Below are 18,837 nucleotides of genomic sequence, written 5' to 3' on the forward strand. Positions count from 1 at the left end.
TCCCGACGGTGCCCTCGCGTACGTCCCCCGATCTACTTCTCGGCGGCCTTCTTCGCCTCGGCGGCCTCGATCACCGCGATGATCTTCGGGCGCAGATCGGCGGCGGCGACGATCTCGTCGACCGAGCCCACCTCGACCGCGCGACGGATGCTGTGCACCGCGTCGAACTCCGACGCCACCTGGCCCAGCTTCTCGGCGCGGACCGAGCTGCGCACCTCGTCGAGCTCGGCGACCAGCGCCGCCCGCTCGGTGCCGCTGGCCTCCGCGACGAGCGCCTCCAGCTCCTTGACGCGGGAGTCGCCGTCGGTGCGCGCGTTCACCTCGCCGGCGAACACCACTGCGGCGGCGGGGGCACCGCCGAGCACCGAGGCGAACGAGCCCTCGATGGCCAGCACCGTCATGTTGGAGTTCAGCTGCTTGCTGAACACCACGAAGGCGCCGCCGTGGTAGCGCGAGATCACGCAGAACACGATCGGGCCGTCGAAGTTGACGATCGCGCGGCCGATCTCGGCGCCGTACTCCAGCTGGAGCTTGCGCAGCGACTCCGGCGAACCGTCGAACCCGGACAGGTTCGCGAGCACCACGAGCGGGCGGTTGCCGCTGGCGCCGTTGATGGCTCGCGCCGCCTTCTTCGACGACTGCGGGAACAGCGTGCCCGCGGTGTAGGTGTCCGGGCCGTCCGTTGCCGGGAAGCCCAGGCGCGGAACCGACTTCGATTCGATGCCCAACAGGCACACCGGGATGCCGCCGAGGTGCACGTCCTGCACCACCGCGGTCTCCGCGTCGGCCATCGTCGCCCAGCGCTCCAACACCTCGTGGTCCTGATCGGACAGCGCGCGCATCACGGTGCGGATGTCGAACGGCTTCTTGCGATCCGGGTTCTTCTCCGAGGAGAAGATGTCGCCCACCGTGGTGAAGTCGCTGTCCGCGAGGACGTGCGGGTACTCCGTGATGTCGCGGTCCGCCGGGTCCGTGGTGGCGGCGCGGCGCGGCGCGTCCTCGCCCGGAGCGATGTAGGTGTGCGCGTAATGCTCCATCAGGATCTTGTGCGCGCCCACCAGGTCCGGGGCCCAGTACTGCGCCTGGCCGTTGGGGCCCATGATCCGGTCGTACCCGCCGATGCCGAAGTTGTCCTCGGCCGAGACGCCGCCGGAGAAGTCCAGCGACTGCTTGCCGGTGAGCACCATGGCCGACTCCGGAGTCATGATCAGCACGCCCTTGGTGTGCATGAGCATGGTGGCCTCGGCGTTCCAGTACGGCTGCGCGCCCACGTTGATTCCGGCGGACACGATGTTGATCTCGCCGCCCTCCTGCGTGAACTCGACGATCTTCTTCAGCGCCGCGGCCACCCAGTCCATGTTCTCCGTACCGGAGTCCATCGAGATCCGGGCGCCCGCGGACAGCGCGTACCACTCGACGGGAACCTGCATCCGCTCCGCGAGGTCGATCGCCGCGATGATCCGGCGGCACTCGGCCTCGGCCAGCGCGCCCAGCGACTTGGTCGGATCACCCAGCAGCAGAACGCGCTTGACGCCCTCGGGGTAGTCGTCGGTCGGCGTGGAGACGACGCCGGCCACGATGCCGGCGGTGTTGCGGCCCTTCGCCCGCTCCGCGGGCACCAGCACGTCGGCGATATCGCCCTCGGCCAGCTCGTACTCGACGAAATCGCCCAGCGCGCCGGTCAGTTCGTACGGGTAGGCGGTGTTGCGGCTCGCGGCGCGCAGCACCTTCTGCCGGTATCCGTCGATGGGCTCGACGGTGTCCTCCGTGGGCTCACCGATCTGCAGCTCGGCCCGGCCGGTGGGGCTGAACGACACCCGCACCTCGGTCTTGGTGAGCTGCCCGGTCTCCGCATCGCGGCGGCGGCCGATCAGCAGCACCTCCTCCAGGCCGGCACCGACCGTGGTGGCCTCGATGTGCCCGACGAGGGCCTCGAGCTCACCGTCGCTGAGCTCCACCGGCGGCCAGATGTACATGACGATCCGGTTGGTGGGCAGCCGCTTCGTGGACGGACGGCCGGCCTGGGCCCGCCGGATCGAGTCGACGCACGTGGCGAGGGCGATCTCCGCGGTCGGCAGGGCCAGCATCCGGCCCTCGCGATCGCGCACCGCCGCCAGGTCGCGGACCTGTGCGAACGCCACCAGCCGGTCGTCGGCCGGATTGTCCTTGGCCACGGCGCGGTACAGGTACACCTCCTCGTCGTCCGACGAGGGCAGCCGGGTCAGGTCGAACCGGCGGAGCCGCTCGAGCTGCATGCGCTGCGCGATGTACGGGTGCAGGCCGCGGATCAACCGGTCCTCGCCGAAGCCGTTGGTGCCGGCACGGAAGGTGAAGTGGTGGTGCATGACCGCGCCGCCGCTCCCCGCCACCGTGATCGTCACGCGACGCACCTGCGCGGGCAGCGGGTGCCCCGACAGGACGCTGTCGAAGGCCGCGACCATCGCGTCCTGGTCCTCCGGCTGCTGCTCCCAGCTGAGGTAGATGTCGGCGTCCACCGAGGCGGCGCCGTCGGCCACGGTCGCGAGGCCCGCGACCGCGTCGCCCAGCTGCTCGTACGACACGGCGGCCGAGGCCAGCAGCGCACCGTCGCGCTCCGCGACGACGAACGTCGTGCCGTCCACCTGCTGGGTGCGCACGTCGGACAGGCCCTTGTTGCCGTAGTAGCGGCGGGTGAGCACCTCGAGCATCACGCTGTTGTCGCGCTGCACGCCCGGGGTCAGGCGCTCGCCGAGGAGCAGCACCAGCGGTTCGGTGCTGCGCACCATCTGGGCGATCCGGTCCGCGCGGTCGGCGGCGCTCGGGTTCTCGTCCAGATGCGCCAGGCTCTCCCGGACCGCCGAGTACACGCCCTCGCGGTTGCGGTGCAGCAGCGGCTGCCCGAACCAGGCGAACACCACGCCGCGGGCGAGGTCGGCGATCACCGGGTAGCGCGACTGCGTGGCGTCGATGAGGCGCTCCAGCACGGCGCGCGCGTCACCGCCCTGCTCGGCCGACGGTGCGGGTTCGCGCAGCCACTTGCGCAGCAGCGCGGTGATCACGCGGACACCGGCCTTGGGCCGCTGCTGGGCCAGGAACACGCGGAACACCGCGCCCTCCAAGTCCGGGGTGCGGTCCAGTTCGGTGATGCCGTAGTGGCCGAGCGCGGCCGCGAGCTTCGCCCGATAGGAGTCGGGCAGGCCGGCGCGGTCGGCGTCCAGGCTGCGCAGGTAGGTGTGGAAGTGCTCGCGGGGGCTGTGCACCTCGTCGTCGCCGCCGACGGGGCGCCGCAGGCCCAGCTCCGCCAGGTCGGCGAAGACGCCCACCAGGGCGAGCTCCTCGGCCGTCGGGACGGCGCCCTCGAGCTCCGCGGCCACGCGGTCCACGAGGTAGTCGTCGAGGCGGCGGCCCTCGTGCGCCGGGTCCACGTCGAAGCCCAGCAGCAGGCTGCGCAGGCCCTCCCGCCCGGCCGCGGCGCGCTCGACGGCGCCGCGACGGACGGTGACCTCGGGCAGGTCCAGCGGCACGGTCTCCACCGCGGCGGCGTCGCCGGCGTCACCGTCGCCCATCGGCTCCAGGCGCAACAGCGGCGCGCCGGCCTCGACCTGGCTGCCGACGGTGACCGCGCACTCCTTGACGCGGGCGGCGAACGGCGCGCGCAGCACCGTCTCCATCTTCATCGACTCGAGCACGAGGATCGGGGCACCGGCCTCCACCTCGTCGCCCACGGCGAGCGGCACGGCCACCACGAGCGCGGGCGCGGGCGAGCGGACCACGCCGCCCTCGTCGCGGCTGACGCGGTGCGTGACACCGTCCACGTCGACCACGTGGACCGGGCCGTGCGTGCCGGTGGTGAGCCGGTACCGGACGCCGTTGACCACGGCCTGGCCGGTGTGGTTGTCGAAACGCTCGAGATCGACGTCGGCCGTGCGGGTCTCGGCGCCGTTCTCGATGACGAGGCGGAAGCGATTGCCGCCGATGCGGGCGACCCGCACGCGGTAACTCGACCCGCGCAGCTTGAAATCGAGCGGCTGGCCGCTCTCGTGCTGCACCTGCGGGCGGCCGCCCGACGCGGTGGTCAGCAGGCGCTGCAGCTCGATCTGCTCCTCGTCCTCGTACGCGTCGATCGCGGCCGAGGCCAGCGCGACCGCGGTGTGCCGGTCCGCGACCAGCCGGCCCTCGCCGCGCACACGGTCGATCCAGCCGGTGTCGGCGCTGCCGTCGATCACCTCGGGCTGGCCCAGCAGGTCGAGCACGAAGCTCTTGTTGGTGGCGCCGCCCTCGATGATCACGCGGGTCTCGTTCATGGCGCGGCGCAGGCGCCCGAGCGCCTCGTCCCGGTCCTTGCCGTACGCGATGACCTTGGCGATCATCGAGTCGAAGTCGGCGGGAATGGTGTCGCCCTGGGAGACACCGGTATCGATGCGGATACCGGGGCCCGCGGGCAGGTCGAGCAGCGCGATGCGGCCCGGCGCGGGCGCGAAGTCGCGGTCGGGGTCCTCCGCGTTCAGGCGCGCCTCGATGGCGTGCCCGCGCTCCACCGGCGGCTCACCCGTGAGCTTGCCGCCCGACGCCACGTGCAGCTGCGCGCGCACCAGGTCGAAGCTGTTGGTGACCTCGGTGATCGGATGCTCCACCTGCAGGCGGGTGTTCACCTCGAGGAAGGCGAGCAGATCGTCGCCCGGATGGTAGAGGAACTCGACGGTGGCGGCGCCGCGGTACCCCACGCGCACGGCCAGCCGTTCCGCGGACTCCTTGAGCCGCTTCACCTGCTCCTCGCCGAGGACCGGCGACGCCGACTCCTCGATGACCTTCTGATTGCGGCGCTGCACCGAACAGTCGCGCACGCCGAGCGCCCAGGCCGTCTCGCCGTCGGAGATCACCTGGACCTCCACGTGCCGGGCGCCGGTCACCAGGCGCTCCAGGAACACGACGCCGCTGCCGAACGCACGCTCGGCCTCCTCGCGGGTGCGCAGGTAGGCGTCCTCGAGCTCCTCGAACGAGGTGACCTTGCGGATGCCTCGACCGCCGCCGCCCGCGGTGGCCTTGAGCATCAGCGGGTAGCCGATGTCCTCGGCCTTGGTCTTGGCCTCCTCCAGCGTCTCCACCGGGCCGCGGCTCCACGGCGCGACGGGGACGCCGACTTCCTCGGCGATGAGCTTGGCGCCGATCTTGTCGCCCAGCTGCCGCATCGCGTCGGCGCTCGGGCCGACGAAGGTCACACCGACCTCGGCGCACTTCTCGGCGAAGGCGGGGTCCTCGGCGACGAAGCCCCAGCCGACCCACGCCGCGTCGGCGCCGGTCTCGGTGAGGGCCTGCCCCAGCAGCTCCAGATTCAGGTACGGGCGTGCAGCCGCCGGGCCCAGGTCGTACGCGATGTCCGCCTCGCGCACGAACGTCGCCGTGCGGTCGACGTCGGTGTACAGGGCGACCGTCTCGATCTGCTGTCCGGTTTCTGCGGCCAGGTCGCGGACCGCGTGGATGAGGCGCATCGCGGCCTCGCCCCGGTTCACGATGGCGATTCGGCTGAACACTCGCTTGTTCCCTTTCGGCTGTAACAGGTGCGAAGCGGGCCCGCCGTGGCGGGCCCGCCGCGCTCTTCTTAAGTCTTCTCGATCACCGCGACCGCCGCCGCGGTATCGCCGTCGTGGGTGAGCGAGAGGTGGATCGTCGCCTCCGGCCCCAGGTCGTCGGCGATCCGGCCGTGCACCCGCACGGCCGGTCTCCCCCACGCGTCCGACACCACTTCGACCTCCCGCGCACCGATCTCCTTCTCTGCGGGCCGCTGCGCGTAGTAGCCCGCCGAGAACGCCTTGAACACCGCCTCCTTGGCCGCCCACCGGGCGGCCAGGGAACGGACGTCGCCGTCGGCGTCCCGTCGTTCGGCGGGACTGAACGACGAGAGCATCGTGGTCCCGGGTTGCGCCAGTTGCTCCGCGAACCCGGGCACGTGCACCACGTCGATCCCGATCCCCACCACGGCCATGGCGGGAAGCCTATCCGCCTAGCTGCACCCGCCGGCGCAGTACGTGCCGTCGGGACCGAGCCGGGTGTCGTCGTCCAGCAGCAACTCGGCTTCCCGGGCGTCCGTGGCCGACGACGAGGAATCCGCGCCGAACCGCCGGCCGGCCGGCGGCTTGCGGTACAGGTCCGAGCGACCGCACATGGCCGACAGGACCGCCCGCTGCCCCGCGACCTCGCGCTCGCGCGCCGCCGCCAGGTACGCCGCCCTGGTCTCGGGGTCCAGCGACGCCAGGAAGGCGTCGCGGTGGACGACCGCGATGAGACCCGAGACGTGACCGAAACCGAGCGAGGTCAGCAGGCCTGCCTTGGCCGTGAATCCCTGCCCCAGCCGCGCGGTGTCGCGCAGCCACACCAGGTGCGGGTACTTGCGCATCTCGTCGTCCACGCAGTCGAGGCTGCGGTTCGGCGGGATGACGCCCTCGTTGAGCATCTGGCACATGCCGATCAGCTGGAACGCCGCCGCGCCGCCCTTGGCGTGACCGGTCAGCGACTTCTGCGACACCACGAACAGCGGTGCGCCCTTGCTGCGGCCGATCGACTCGGCGATGCGCTCGTGCAGCTGCGCCTCGTTCGGGTCGTTCGCGTTGGTCGACGTGTCGTGCTTGCTGATGATCGACACGTCGTCGGCCGCGACGCCCAGCTGCCGCAGGCTGCGGGCGATCGGCGCCTCGGCGCCTCCCGCGGCCACCGACAGCGCGCCCATACCCGGCGCCGGGATCGAGGTGTGCACACCGTCGCCGAAGCTCTGCGCCCACGCGACCACACCCAGCACCGGCAGGCCCATCCGCGCCGCGACGTCGCCGCGGGCCAGCAGGATCGTGCCGCCGCCCTGCGCCTCGACGAAGCCGGACCGCCGGCGGTCGTTCGCGCGGGAGAAGCGGCGCGGGCTGATGCCCTTGGCCAGCATCTTCTCGCTGTCCGCGGTGGCCTGCATCATGCCGAAGCCGGTGATGCCCTCGATCGACAGGTCGTCGAAGCCGCCGGTGACGGCGAACATGGCCTTGCCGACCTTGATCTTGTCGACGCCCTCCTCGACCGAGACGGCCGCGGTGGCGCACGCGGCGACCGGGTGGATCATCGCGCCGTAACTGCCCACGTAGCTCTGCACCACGTGCGCGGCGACGACGTTCGGCAGCGCCTCCTGCAGGATGTCGTTCTGGTTCGGCTCACCCAGCAGGGTGTTGACGAACAGATCGCGCATCGAGCTCATGCCGCCCATGCCGGTGCCCTGCGTGTTGGCCACGTGCGCCGGGTGGACGTACTGCATCAGCTCGGCCGGCTCGAAGCCCGCCGAGATGAACGCGTCGACGGTGGCCACGAGGTTCCACAGCGCCAGCCGGTCCACCGACTCCATCATCTCCGGGGTGATGCCCCAGTGCGTGGGATCGAAGCCGTCCGGCACCTGGCCGCCCACGCTGCGCAGCAGTTTGGTACGGCGCGGCACGCGGATCTCGGTGCCCGCCTTGCGGGTCACCTGCCACTCGCCGGTCTCCATCGAGGTGGCGACCGTGTTCTCCGGGTCGGCGTCCACGAAGGCGCGGGCCTCGGTCTCGTTCGCCACCACGAAGGACATGTCCTCGGGCAGGAACACCGAGACCAGCAGCGGCGCGGACTGATCGATCATGTCGCCGTCGTCGCTGAACTCGCGGATACCGCACCGCTCGACGACCGTGTCGTGGTACTTGTCGGCCAACTCCGCCTCGGGCACGAGCTCACCCGACTCGGCGTCGTACCAGCCCGGCTCCGGGTCGTTCTCCCACGTGATCAGGCCGGTGACCCATGCCAGCTCGGCGACGCCGGCCGCGGACAGCCGCTCGTCGACCTCCATCTCGAACCGGGTCCGGGAGCTGCCGTACGGGCCGACCTCGCCGGCCCCGACCACGACGACCATGTCCTCGGGACGGGCTTCGACGGTGCCCCAGTCGGGCTCGGCGAGCGTGGCGACGGGGGCGCCGGGCAGGGCCGCGATGGTGCCCTCCTCGTCGTCCTCGGCCGCCTCCGCGAGGCGGGCCTCCATCGCCTGGTCGGCCAGCGCCTTCATGTCCAGGCTCACGCCGCCCAGGCCGCCGGTGAGATCGGCGAACAGGGGCGCCTGCTCGGCCCGCGCCCGCGCCTCGGCGGAGGCGTTGGCGAGCAGCTCGTCGGCCATCTCGAAGGTGGACCAGGTGCGCACACCCTCGGCCTCGACGGCCTCGACCAGCGGGTCGTTGCCGCCCATCAGGCCGGTGCCGCGGACCCAGCCGATGATGGCGTGGGCCAGCGTGACCCGGTCGGACCAGGACTTCTCGGCGTTCCAACGGGTGACCAACGCGTCCAGGGAGGCCTTGGCCTCGCCGTACGCCCCGTCGCCGCCGAACATGCCGCGGTTGGGCGAGCCCGGCAGCACCACGTGCAGGTGCGACGCGAGGTCGGTGTCCTTGCCGACGGCGGCCAGGCCGGCGATGAGCCGCTCGACCGACCACAGCAGGATCTTCATCTCCAGCTCGGCGCGCGGCCCGGCGTCCGCCATGTCGCCCGAGACCCGCGGCGCGGCGAACGGGAACAGCAGCGTCGGGACCAGGGCCTCCTTGTGCACCGTCGTGTACGGGCCCACCGTCTCGGCCCAGCGCTCGCCGATCCACTCGACCAGCGCGTCGACGTCCGCGTAGCTGCCCATGTTGGCGGGCACCACCCACAGGGCGGCGTCCGTGCGGGCGCTGGTGCGGTACAGCTCCTTGAAGAAGTTCAGGCGCTTCTCGTCCAGCCGCGACGTGGTGCAGATGACCGTCGCGCCGCCGGCCAGCAGGCGCGCGGCGACCGCGGCGGCGATCGATCCCGCGGAGGCGCCGGTGACCACGGCCACCTCGCCGGCGTAGACACCGGGCTCCGGGGTCGACTCGGCGAGGCCGGCGAGGAAGGCGTACGCCCGGGCGTGCTCGGGACGCCCTGCGGCGGTGGCCTTCTTCTCCCACCAGCGGGCCTGGTCCACGAGCACCGGGCCGGCGCCCTTCGCGGTCTCCAGGATGTGCTTGCTGTACGTCGGGAACGTCGAGGGGTCCATGTTCCACACGCGGAGCAGGTCCTCGCGGGCGCTGGCCCAGCGGTCGTCGATGAGCACGGCCTTGTTCTTGTCGAAGGCCGGGGCCACGGCGCTCGACCAGTCGTCGCCGAGCTCGGTGGCGATGAGGTCCGCGAGCCGCTGCGACTCGTCGTCCAGTTCGGGCAGGCCGCCCTCCTCGGACTCGAGGCCCAGCTTGCGCAGCAGGGTGCGCGCCGACGCGGCGAGCGCGCCGTCGGGCCCGGTGATCGCGCCGGTGAACTCGGCGAGCGCCGCCGCGTCCACGGTGGCACCGCCGCCGGCCCCTCCGCCGGCGGACGGCTTGCCCACGGTCACGCCCTGCGCGGCGCCCACCTCGACCACGGCGCGGTCGATGAGCGCGTCGAGGGCGGCCGCGTTGGACACGGGGCCGTCGAGCAGCGTCGCGAGGTCGCCGCCACGGACCGAGGCGCCCTCACGGGTGCCGGTGGCCAGCGCGAGCACGGTGTGCTGGGCCCAACCCGGGCCGAGTTCCCATGTGCCGGTGACGTACTCGGTGATGTAGTTCGGGCGCTTGCCGGTGGAACCGAGCAGCTTGCGCAGCTGGTTGCCGACGGTCTCCGAGAGCACCGGGCCGAGCGGCTTGTAGGTGCGCGCCAGCTTGGTGACGGTGCCGGCAAGCGTCGGCAGGTCGGCCTCCGCGGCACCGTCGATCGCGCCGAGGTTGAGCTCCGAGCCCAGGTCGAGCAGCAGCTGGTTGCGGCGCGAGCTCACGCCGTCGCACAGCGTCTCGATGGTGTCGGTCTTCTCCAGCTGATCCGGGCGCATCTTGGTCCAGATCGCGATCATCGCGCGGGTCGCGTCCGCGGCGTCGAACGACAGGTCGTCCGGTCGGGGGCCGCCCGACGGTGCCGCGGGCGCGGCCGACGGCGCGGGGGCGGCGGCCGCGGGAGCCGGTGCGGCCGAAGCCTCCTCGGCCCCGGTGTCGGCCTCGTCCTCGGGCACGTCCTCGTCGGTGGCGAAGACCTTCGCGGCGTCGCGCTCGGCGTTGAGCACGGTGGCCGCGGCGCGCTGGTACGAGGCCAGCGCCAGCGTGCGGCTCGCGAGGTTCGCCAGGGTGGGCGCCGAGGCCAGGCCGACCTCGATGAAGCGCTCCACGCCGAGCCCGCCGTGATCGGTGTCGATGAGCAGCTGGTCCTGCGTCTCGATCCACCGGACCGGGCTGGCGAACTGCCATGCGAGCAGCTCGATGAGCAGCGTGCGGGCCGTGGCCATCGGGTTCGCCGCGGCGGCGTCCCAATCGGCGACCAGCGCGCGCACCGGCTCGCTGGGCACCACGTCGAGGATGGAGACCGCGAAGTCGGCGGTCAGCTCGAACGGGCGGGCCACGAGGTTCGGCAGGTACTTGCCGACCAGCTTGGTGTAGTCGAACTCGGCGGGTACCAGCTCCTGCAGGCGCGCTGCGAACTCCGGGACGCCGTCCCGGAGCACCGACGAGTGGAACGGGATGTCGATGCCGGGCACCTGCTGGAAGGCCTTGGGGCTGCCGGTGCGCTCGGCGATGGCCTTCTCCAGCGCGGCAAGTCCGGCCTCGTTGCCGACCACCACGTACTGCGCGCCGCGCAGGTTCAGGTTGACGATCTCGGCGAACTCATCGGCGCCCTCGAGGGTGCCCTCGACCCAGTCGGTCAGGTCCGCGTCGTCGACCTCGAACAGTTCGGGCCGGATGGCGGCCATGGCGTACGGACTGCGGCCCTGCTCGTCGCGCGGGACCAGGCCCTGCATGATGCGGCCGCGGTGGAACACCGTCTCCAGGATGGTGCCGAGCGGCAGCACGCCGGCGGAGGCCAGCGCGTTGTACTCGCCCACCGAGTGACCGGCGATGATCGGCTCGTCGACTCGGGCACCGATCTCCTTGAGCTCGGCCAGCTGCGCGCAGGCGACGGTGGCCATCGCGACCTGGGTGAACTCGGTCAGGTACAGCACGCCGTCGGGGTGGCTGTAGACCGTGCCGTTGGCGCGGATCGACAGCGGGTTGTCGCGGACCACCGCGAGGATGGAGAAGCCCAGGTTCTCGCGGGTGTGGGCGTCCGCCTCGTCCCAGACCTCGCGGGCGGCCTTGCTGCGCGAGCGCTGCGGCAGGCCCATGCCCTTGCCCTGGATGCCCTGGCCCGGGAAGACGTACGCGGTGACGGCGGGGAACGCCACGGCGGTCGCGGCCATCACGAGGTCGTCGCCCACGCGGGCGGTGATCTCGAGGAGCTCGCCGCCGCGGTCGATGCCGACCCGCTCGACGGTGAACTGGACCTCGTCGCCGGGGAGGACCATACCCAGGAAGCGGGTGGTCCAGCCGCGGATCTTGCGGTGCATCACGTCGCCGTTGGACGCGGACGCGACCTGCTGGGCGGCGGCCGAGAGCCACATGCCGTGCACGATCGGGCCGGGCAGGCCCGCGAGACTCGCGGCGACGTTCGAGGTGTGGATCGGGTTGTGGTCGCCGGAGACGGCCGCGAAGCCGCTCATGTCCTGCGGGGCGCTCACGACGGCCTGGCGGAGGCGCTTGCGCGGGGTCTCGGTGGCGGTCTCGCCCCGGGCGCCGCCGGCGGCCTCCGGATCGGACAGCTCGGCGTCGCCGGTGCGGCCGCGGATCGCGAAACGCTCGGTCATGGTGACCGCGGCCGTGTCGGCGCCCTCGGCGCGCACGTCGATGCCGACGGTGACCACGGTGCCGACCTCGGTCGCGGTCACGTCCTGGAGGGTCGCGGTGGCGCGGTAGTCGCCGGGCTCGGGGTTCGCGGCCAGTTCGATCGCGTGATCCAGGTGGACCAGGTCGAGCATGCCCTCGACCACGGGCCGCCCCTCGGCGGTCTTCGCGGCGCCGACCACGGCGAAGGACGCGGGCCAGCACAGGCCGACGAAGGCGTCCGGCACGGCGAGCTGCTCGTCGCCGTACAGGGCCGAGAGGCCCGTGGGCAGGCTGTCCGCGGTGATCGCCGCGTGGTCCGCGGCGTCGGCGGCGGTGAACGCGAAGTCGACCGTCGCGCTGCCGTCGGTCACGGCCGGGAGGTCACCCGCCGCCGCCAGGGCGACCAGTTTCGACATGGCCTCGGCGGCGTCGTCCAGCTCGACGACGGGCACGCCGCCGTCGGCGCAGCTGTCCGGGACGGAGATCGGGATGACGAGCTCGGTGCCCGAGATCGGGATCTCGAGGCGCACCGAGTTCGGGCCGGTGGCGCGCAGGCGCGCGCCGGTCTCGGGCTGCCGGGCGACGGCACCGTCGGCGTCGTTCTCGACGCTCCAGCTGCTGCCGGCGCCGAGCCGGGCGATCGGGCTGTGCACGAGCCGTCCGGCCCACAGCACGTTGGTGGCGGCGAGCGCCCGGGCGAGCGCGATCGACTCCACGCCGGGCACCACGCGGCGGCCCGCCACGGCCTCGGCGGTCTCCCCCGTGGCGACGCGGCGGCGCACGAGCTCGGACTCGAACCGGTTCAGCAGGTCACCGACCGGCTCGTCGACGCGGGTGATGCCGGCGACGGCCTCCGGGCCCGGAATGATGCACACCTCGTCGGCGGAGTACCGCGGCGAATGCGCCTGCCACAGCGAGTCGCTGCGCCACCAGCGGCGGACGTCCTTGTCCACGACGGGGACGAAGTTCACCGGCTTGCCGGGGGTGCGGCACAGGGACACGAAGAACGGAACGTCGGCCGGGTGCAGGCGCGTCTGCGCGGCCTCCGGGTAGCGCTGCAGCAGCCCGTCGAGGGCGGCGTAGGCGTCGTCGGTGGCGGAGACGTCGGCGAACGCGGTCTCGATGGGGCCGCGGTCCTCGGCGGCCAGGCGGGCCTCGGCGCGGTGCAGCATCGACAGGAAACGGTCCTGGTGGGTGATGTCCAGCCAGCCGTAGTCGCCGAACACGCTCGGGTCGGCGGCGGCGGCCTGCTCACGGGTGCCGACCGACAGCTCCAGATAGCGCTCGAGCCACTGGGCGTAGGTCATGGTGTCGACGTCGCCGAAGAAGGGCTTGGCGGTGCCGGCCATCGCGGCGACGATCTCGTCGCGCCGCTCGGCGACCGCGTCGCCGTCGCCGGCCACCTCGTCGAGGAGGCGGCCGCAGGCCGACGCGGTGTTGTCGATCTCGTGGATGTCGGCGCCCAGCTGGCTGCGGCCGGAGGCCATGCCGCCGCCGGCGTGGCCGGCGCCGATCCAGTCCGGGGTGCCCGGGATGTCGGCGAGCATGCGCTTGACGTCGGCCGACGTGGTCGCCTCGAGGGTGGCCATCGCCGCGGTGCCGACCAGGATGCCGTCGACCGGCATCGCGGGGGCGCCGTGCTTGCGCGACCACTCGCCCGAGAGGTACTCCGCGGCGAGCTCGGGCGTGCCGATGCCGCCGCCGACGGCGAGCACCACGTTGTTGCGGTCACGCAGCTCGGCGTAGGTGACGAGCAGCAGCTCGTCCAGGTCCTCCCACGAGTGGTGGCCACCGGCCTTGCCGCCCTCGACGTGCACGATGACGGGGTACTGCGGGACCTCCGCCGCGATGCGCGCCACCTGGCGGATCTGCTCGACGGTGCCCGGCTTGAACGCCACGTAGCGCATGCCGGCCTCGGTCAGCTCCTCGACGAGGGCCGTGGCCTCCTCCAGCTCGGGGATGCCGGCCGTGATGATCACGCCGTCGAGCGGGGCGCCGGCGGCGCGCGCCTTCTGGACGATCCGCTTGCCGCCCAACTGCAGCTTCCACAGGTACGGGTCGAGGAACAGCGAGTTGAACTGGGCGGCGCGGCCGGGCTCGAGCAGCGCGGTGAGCTTCTCGACGTTGTCCGCGAAGATCGGCTCGGTGACCTGGCCGCCGCCCGCGAGCTCGGCCCAGTGGCCGGCGTTCGCGGCCGCGGCGACGATGCCCGGGTCGACGGTGGTCGGGGTCATGCCGGCGAGCAGGATCGGGCTGCGGCCCGTGAGTTCGGTGAACCGGGTGGACAGCACGGTGCGACCGTCCGGGAGGGTGACGAGGCGGGGCGAGAACTCCGACCACGCCTGCGGCAGCTCGGGAACGCCGCCGGGCGAGAACAGGTTCCGCGCGCCGCGCAGCGTGGTGGCGGGCACGAGGCCCACGCCGCGGCCGCGCGCGGGCGCGGCCGACAGCTTGGTGGCGATGTCCTCGGGGCCGAGGTCGATGAGCCAACGCGCGCCCTTGCCGATCGCGCCGTCCACTTCCGCGACCCAGTCGACGGGCTCCACGAGCACGGCCGCTGCGAGCCGCGCCGCAGTCTCGGCGTCGAGGCCGCAGCGCTGCGCCCACTCGGTGGCGAGCGCCACGCCGTCGGCGAGAGCCGGGTGGTGGAAGCCGATGTCGACGGCGACGTCCTCGAACTTCGGGGCGAACGCGGCGCCACCGGTGAGCTTCTCCTTGCGCTGGCTCTCCTCGGTCTCCGCGACCGACTCGCAGAACTCGCGGAAGCCGGCAAGGAGCTTCGGGGTGCCGGTGAGCACGAACGACGTGCGGCTGTTGCGCACCGCGAGCACGGGGCCGCAGGCGTCGAAGGCGACGGTGGCCGTGAAATCGGCGAGCAGCTTCTCGAGCTTGTCCTGCCGGACGCCGGAGACCGACATCATCGGGGTGGCGCCGCCGAGGGCGACGAGCCCCTTGCGGCGGGCGACCACGCGGCCGGCGGCACCGATGAGGCGCGCGATGGCGAGCAGGGATCCCTCGTCGCCGCGGGAGGCGAACGCGTCGACGGCCAGCTGGCCCTGCGAGTGGCCGATGGCGGCGACCGGCGGGACGTCCCACGGGTCCAGGCCCTGCGCCTCGAGGCCGTAGAGCGCGATCAGCTGTGCGAACAGGACGCCGGGAACGGAGTAGACGGCGCCGTCGACCTGCGGCGCGAGGGGGCGCCGCGAGGCCGGGCCCTGGGCCCCCTCGTCGCCGTCCTCATCGGGGGTCTCGGCCTCGGAGGCCGCGATGGAGGCGTCGCGCCAGCGCATCGGGTCGAAGGTGACGGCCTGCGCGCGGAGCAGCTCGGCGCGGACGGGCTCGAGCACGCTCTCGGCGTGCGCGACGAAGCCGTCGAACAGTTCGCGGTACTCGGGATCGTCGGCCAGGCCGGTCTGCTCGAGCAACGAGACGAGCCCGGGCAGCCACGGGCCGCCCTGCCCGCCGAAGACGAGTGCGTACTGCTCGCCCGCGGCCAAGCGGTCAACGAGTGCATCGTTGCTTCGGGGGCTCTTGGCGGTGCGGGCGTTCGCGGTGACGAAGTCGTCGACGGTCATGAATCTCCTCGGATCAGCTCGCTACGCACCGAAATCACGGCACGTCCGCGGCGGGCCCGCGGAAAATCCGTATCCCATGAGACCACAGGATCGACGACGCCTCTGACGTGCACGAATGTAACCGCCGGGTATACCGGCGAGTAGCTTATTGATTGCGATTCACGGGTGTATTCCGGTGCCAATACACGCGTGAATCAATGCTGGTTGGCAGCCCCGCGAGCGCCTTTCCGTAAGTTTCCGCTCAGTAGCAGTTGTTATCGAATCGTTACCTGGCCGCGGTCGCTCCATGGGCCCGTCGCCGGTCGGTAGTCTGAGCCGATGCAGCCCGGTATGCAGCCCTCTGACCGCCCCGCCGAGGTCGCCGTCCCGCACGCCGTGGCCGAGCTCGTCCGCTCGGGCGCCGACATCGCGGTCCTCACCGGCGCCGGGATGAGCCGCGAGTCGGGGATCTCGACCTTCCGCGAGGCGCAGACAGGGCTCTGGGAGCGGTTCGACCCCGAGGAGATCGCCTCGGTCGACGCCTGGTCGCAGGACAACGCGCTGGTGTGGGGCTGGTACCTGTGGCGCGCGCACGTCGCCCGCCGGGCGGACCCCAACGACGGGCACATCGCCCTCGCCGAGCTCGCGTCCAGCCGCTCGGTCTCCATCGTCACGCAGAACGTCGACGACCTGCACGAGCGGGCCGGTTCGCGGGTCGCGGCACACCTGCACGGCAGCCTGTTCGCCCCGCGGTGCGAGCACTGCGGCACGCCCTACCTGGGGTCGGACGCGGAGATCCGGGTGCGGGACGGCGAGGAGCCCAGCCCGGAGCTGCGGGTGGACCCGCCCACGTGCATGCACTGCCTGTCCCTGGTGCGGCCGGGGATCGTGTGGTTCGGCGAGCCGCTGCCCGTGGACGCGTGGGGCCGCGCCGAGGCCGCGGTCCTCGCGGCCGACGTGGTCCTCGTGGTCGGAACGTCCAACCTCGTCTACCCGGCGGCGCGCCTGCCCGAGACGGCGCTCGAGGCGGGCATCCCGGTGATCGAGATCAACCCGGAGGTCACGCCGCTGAGCCGGCACGCGTCCGTCACCTGGCGGGCGACCGCCGCCACAGCGCTGCCCGCGCTGGTGGCCGCGATCAACGCGGGCGCGGCCCGCCCTTAGCCGGAGGTTCCGGCGCACCGTCGGTCTTCCACTGACCGATCACGCCGGGGCCCACCAGCGGCAGTCCGCCGACGATCTCCTCGCCGTTCTTCTTGTCGATGAGGTAGCCGGGCACACGGTGCCTGCCGTCGTTCTGACCGCGCTGCCCCGCCCCGGCGCCCGGCGCGCCGTATCCGCCGCCGGACGAGGGGCGCGCGCCACCGCCGGCACCCGTGCCGGGCGCAGCCGTCGCGGTGGAGCGCAACGCCGCCGCGTCGGGACGCAGGCCCAGCGGCGAAGCCGAACGCCCGCCACCCGAAAGGCCTCCCCCGGCGCCGCCGCCGAACCCGCCTCCGACGCTGCCTCCGGACCGCCCGCCCGTGACGGCCGAGGCCGGGCTGAGCAGCGGCGCCACCGTCGATTGATCCCCGAACCCCGAGCCCGGCGTCGCAGGGTCGTCCTGTGCCGCGTCCGTGAGCGACGAGTCCGGCGCCGCGCCGGCGAGGTCTCCCGCGCCCGCGGCTCCATTCGTGCCGGTGCCGATGCCCGACGTGGGCGTGCCCCCCGATTGCTGTCCCGTCCCGGGGCCCGCCGCGCCCGTCATCGCCGCGCCTTCGCCGGACGCAGCACCGGTGCCGTCATCGATACCGCCGACGGTGCCGTCCTCACTGGTGCCGTCGCCGGACTCCCCTACTCCGCTCGCGCCGGCGCCCGATTCCGTCCCCGTGTCCCCCGACCCGCCGCCCAGACCCCCGACACCGACTCCGGTGGTGCCGCCTTCGGTGCCGCCGACGCCCGGGGGCGGCATCGAGAACGGGACTTTCGATACCGCCTGGCCCAGCGGCATCGTGCTGGCGTCCGACTGCACCGGCACCGTGTAGGTGGCGCGTAGCTCCGCCGCTACTTCACCGCCGACGCTGTCGTTGTGCGGATCCCAGAACTTCAGGTCCCGGATCTCGAAGCCCGGGTCCTTGAGGTTGCTGAACTTCTCAGTCGTCGCGCCAGCGGCTGCGGACAGCGCTGCCAATTGCCGCGACGTCCGCGCCGCCTCCTGGGCGACCGGGTACGAGGTGAAGACGAACCCTCTGGCCTGCGTGAAACTCGCCGCCGCCGCGTCGCCGGTCCACCTCGGCTCGACGGCGGCGATGTCGCGCTCCAACTCGGCGACACTCTGCGCGTGCGTCGTTCCCGCATGGCCGACGGCGCGAGAATCTGCATCGAGACCGGCGCTCGACAGCGCCCTCGCTATCGCTCGGATCTCCGATGCCGACATACGCCCGAAGTCCGTGCCACCGATGTCTCGGAATCCCTCCATACCGATTGGACGCACCAGCCCCGCGTGCGGTTCCCAGTTCGTACTCGAGGGAACCGAACGCCGAGCTGATGCGTCCAATTCATAGGCACGAACCTCCGCACCGCGCCGACGACAGGAGCACGCGATGGCAGACGGCGAACTGGCCCAGATCATCGACGCCGCACACGACGCGATCAAAGACCGCCCCACCATGGTCTCCAACGGCAACCCCCAGGAGGAACTCGCCAAAGCCTTCGACCGCCACGCAGACCGCCTCGACGCGGCTGCTGGAGGGTTACGTGACGTCGGCGATCAGAACAACCTGGGCCCGACAGTGGAAGGTGAAGCAGCTACATTCAATATCCGCCTTGGGGCTGTCGACCACGAACGATCATTGTCGAGAACATTCAAGGCGCAGGCCGCCGAGGCGAGGTCTATCGCCGCCGCGTACCGCGAGATCGGCCGACAAATCCTTCGCACCGAGGGCGCCAACGAGGCCAGCATCAACCGGCTGATCGGCAGCTGATGCGCTCCCGCGCGCTCTCAATCACCACATCACTGGTGCTGATCACCTGTTCCTGCACCGTCACGAGCTGCGCAGTGAGCGTTCCCGGCGACCCCACAGCCGCCGGTATACCTCGCACCTCCGCCAAACCACTGCCCTTCACCCCCACCATCAAGAACCGCACCAACGACCGCACCGACGGCACCACCTTCGAACCCTGCAGCGCCTACACCGACCCCGAACTCCAAGCCCTCGACATCAACCCCGCCACCATCACCGACGCAGCACAAATCGACTCCGCCAACTACCGCGGCTGCCACTGGCGAGCATTCGACTACACCTCCGCCCGCGGCGGCACTCAATACTCACAGATCGTCGGGCTGGAGATGCCCCTCGACCAGTACAAGAAGAAGATGAGCAGCAGAACCTGGCAACCCGACCGCACCGCACACGGCCGCACCATCGCCGTCGCCAGCGGATTCGACGACTGCGTCGTAGCATTCCGATCTGATGAATCCATCGTCACCACCAACGCAGCGGCGACCACACCCTCCCCGGGCCTCACAGCCGAATGCGACCGCGCCATCGCCTTCGCATCGCTCGCCATCAGCAAAGCACCCTGAACTCAGCCCACCCCAT

General features: G+C 72.1%; 7 protein-coding genes. 3 read left to right on the forward strand and 4 right to left on the reverse strand.

Annotation, left to right across the window (positions count from 1 at the left end):
* Positions 1-32: 32 nt before the first annotated feature.
* The 3 genes from BN39_RS17650 to BN39_RS17660 all read right to left on the reverse strand — a co-directional run bounded on the left by BN39_RS17650 (position 33) and on the right by BN39_RS17660 (position 15,277).
* On the reverse strand, positions 33-5,510 hold the full coding sequence (locus BN39_RS17650; protein WP_019203775.1) for a carboxyl transferase domain-containing protein: 5,478 nt from the start codon (positions 5,508-5,510) through the stop codon (positions 33-35).
* Positions 5,511-5,578: 68 nt separating this feature from the next.
* Complete coding sequence (locus tag BN39_RS17655; protein WP_019203776.1) at positions 5,579-5,962, reverse strand: holo-ACP synthase; 384 nt, start codon at positions 5,960-5,962, stop codon at positions 5,579-5,581.
* 18 nt (positions 5,963-5,980) lie between these two features.
* A complete protein-coding gene (locus BN39_RS17660; protein ID WP_019203777.1) occupies positions 5,981-15,277 on the reverse strand; it encodes a type I polyketide synthase in 9,297 nt (3,098 codons plus the stop codon).
* A gap of 330 nt (positions 15,278-15,607) precedes the next feature.
* On the opposite strand from BN39_RS17660, the gene BN39_RS17665 reads away from it, so the two are divergent.
* Positions 15,608-16,420, forward strand: a complete 813-nt coding sequence (locus tag BN39_RS17665) for an NAD-dependent protein deacylase (protein ID WP_019203778.1) — start codon at positions 15,608-15,610, stop codon at positions 16,418-16,420.
* Here BN39_RS17665 and BN39_RS23715 read toward each other — a convergent pair.
* Entirely contained in the window at positions 16,395-17,558 is a 1,164-nt protein-coding gene (locus tag BN39_RS23715) for a hypothetical protein (protein ID WP_051159039.1), read from the reverse strand. The two genes, BN39_RS17665 and BN39_RS23715, sit on opposite strands and share 26 nt — an antisense overlap.
* 280 nt (positions 17,559-17,838) lie before the next feature.
* Here BN39_RS23715 and BN39_RS17680 point away from each other — a divergent pair, with 280 nt between their 5' ends.
* Both BN39_RS17680 and BN39_RS17685 read left to right on the forward strand, forming a co-directional pair.
* Complete coding sequence (locus BN39_RS17680) at positions 17,839-18,219, forward strand: hypothetical protein (RefSeq protein ID WP_019203779.1); 381 nt, start codon at positions 17,839-17,841, stop codon at positions 18,217-18,219.
* Positions 18,219-18,821, forward strand: a complete 603-nt coding sequence (locus BN39_RS17685; RefSeq protein WP_019203780.1) for a DUF3558 domain-containing protein — start codon at positions 18,219-18,221, stop codon at positions 18,819-18,821. The genes BN39_RS17680 and BN39_RS17685 overlap by 1 nt, the downstream gene beginning before the upstream one ends.
* Positions 18,822-18,837 lie beyond the last annotated feature (16 nt).

The sequence above is a fragment of the Tsukamurella sp. 1534 genome, assembly GCF_000312385.1.
Classification (GTDB): domain Bacteria; phylum Actinomycetota; class Actinomycetes; order Mycobacteriales; family Mycobacteriaceae; genus Tsukamurella.

Coding starts and splice junctions, on each gene's coding strand:
- BN39_RS17655 (WP_019203776.1), bottom strand. CDS start 5,962: ATGGCCGTGGTGGGGATCGGGATCGACGTGGTGCACGTGCCCGGGTTC.
- BN39_RS17660 (WP_019203777.1), bottom strand. CDS start 15,277: ATGACCGTCGACGACTTCGTCACCGCGAACGCCCGCACCGCCAAGAGC.
- BN39_RS17665 (WP_019203778.1), top strand. CDS start 15,608: ATGCAGCCCTCTGACCGCCCCGCCGAGGTCGCCGTCCCGCACGCCGTG.
- BN39_RS17680 (WP_019203779.1), top strand. CDS start 17,839: ATGGCAGACGGCGAACTGGCCCAGATCATCGACGCCGCACACGACGCG.
- BN39_RS17685 (WP_019203780.1), top strand. CDS start 18,219: ATGCGCTCCCGCGCGCTCTCAATCACCACATCACTGGTGCTGATCACC.